Raw genomic sequence first — 1519 nt, 5'->3', positions numbered from 1 at the left:
GATCACCGATCGCCTTCGAGAACGCCCTCCACCGCACACCAACTACGCTGGCACCAGCCGCATAACCCGTGTTCAGGATTCGGGGTCAAGGCCCCCCCAGTAGTAGGGACCAACGGGGGTACGGGCTTCGGGAAGCTCACCGCTGGTCGACCGGGAGCGATGACGGGATGACGTTCAAGGTGCCGTCCTGGTTTCTCTCTATTTTTTTCTACGTAATCAAAAACAACCCCTCAACCGTCATGCCGTCATGCCTCCCTCGCTGGTCGGGGCAGCCCCGGTGTACCCGTGGGCGGGCATGAGAAAGCCCCGGCGGTCACGGGGACTACCGGGGCTACGCGGCACGGCCGTACTGCATTCCAGGACGAACCTGTAAGGCACCGTGCCTCACCCGTGCACCCATGTCGGCAAGGGTCAGACAAGCCTAAAGGCGGCACGGGAACACGCGAGAGCCCCGGACGCCACATTGAACGCGCGGGGCTCTCAGAAGGGCCGTGAGCGCCTTACGCGGCCACCAGTTCACGGACCGGCTCGGCCAGACGTACGCTCGCGCCCGTTGTCGGTCCGTCTCCGCGCGCTTCCGAGTCCAGCGCGGTTGCTACACCGTCAACGGCTTCCGCTGCGGGGTCCAGCTCACCGGACATGGTGAAGTCCACGCGGCGTACGTCGAGCTTGCGCCACCCGCCCGGACACCCCGCCGCACGTCCAGCCGAACCCCTGCCTCAATCAGCATGGCGCGCTTGCCCGCTGTGTCCTTCGTAGCCCACTCGTCGGCGAACGTGCGGCCCGTGGGGGTCACGATGCGCTGCGGCTCGGTCTTCTCTGCCGCTTCGAGCGTGGCTATGCGGTTGTCGAGAGCGTCCGCCCGCTTCTGCCACTCTGCCGCAGAGTGCTTGGATTTCTGCCGGCCCTGTTGCTCCTGGTGCTCGGCGAACTCGGCCACCGTGGCGCGTAGCTCCGGCTCGGGGTCATACCCGGGAATCTCAACTATGTGCATCGTCTGGACGGACCCGACCCGTGCCAGGAACTCGGCGGTCACGTAGTCGTCCACCCAATCGCCCCGGACGTGCGCGGGGGCCTCGCACTCGTCGCCCCGAGCGTGGAAATTGCACTTGTAGACCGGTGCGGGGGCCCACTTGAATACCTCCCGGACGACGTGCGAACCCTTGACCCCTCCCGTCTTGCCGCCTGTCTTGCGCCCGTTCTTCACTGCCCAGTGGTCGCGCGGGCTCGGGATGCCATCCGCGTTGAGTCCGGCCGCAATGGCGGACACGGTCTTTGTCTTGCCGGTCTCGGTCTCCAGCAATTCCCGCACGATGCGTTCAATGATCAGCACGGCGTCCGGGTCCGGGACGAGCGTCCAGCCGGACCCACCGTGTTCGGCGGGCATGGGGGCGGGCATGTAGCCGTACGGGGGACGCGAGCCAGGGCCTTGACCCCGAATCCTGAACACGGGTTATGCGGCTGGTGCCAGCGTAGTTGGTGTGCGGTGGAGGGCGTTCTCGAAGGCGATCGGTGATCG

Annotated in this window: 1 protein-coding gene; it reads right to left on the bottom strand. The window is 66.3% G+C overall.

The window, feature by feature from the left end:
- Nucleotides 1–595: 595 nt before the first annotated feature.
- Entirely contained in the window at nucleotides 596–1387 is a 792-nt protein-coding gene (locus tag ACFYVL_RS44635; protein ID WP_389255933.1) for a hypothetical protein, read from the bottom strand.
- Nucleotides 1388–1519 lie beyond the last annotated feature (132 nt).

This window comes from Streptomyces sp. NPDC004111 (genome assembly GCF_042874215.1).
In the GTDB taxonomy this organism is placed as follows: Bacteria; Actinomycetota; Actinomycetes; order Streptomycetales; family Streptomycetaceae; genus Streptomyces.
This window is presented reverse-complemented; position numbering and strand designations above follow the sequence as displayed.

What these genes read in the sequence shown, in the direction of transcription:
- ACFYVL_RS44635 (WP_389255933.1), bottom strand. Translation starts at nt 1,387, where the DNA reads ATGCCCGCCGAACACGGTGGGTCCGGCTGGACGCTCGTCCCGGACCCG.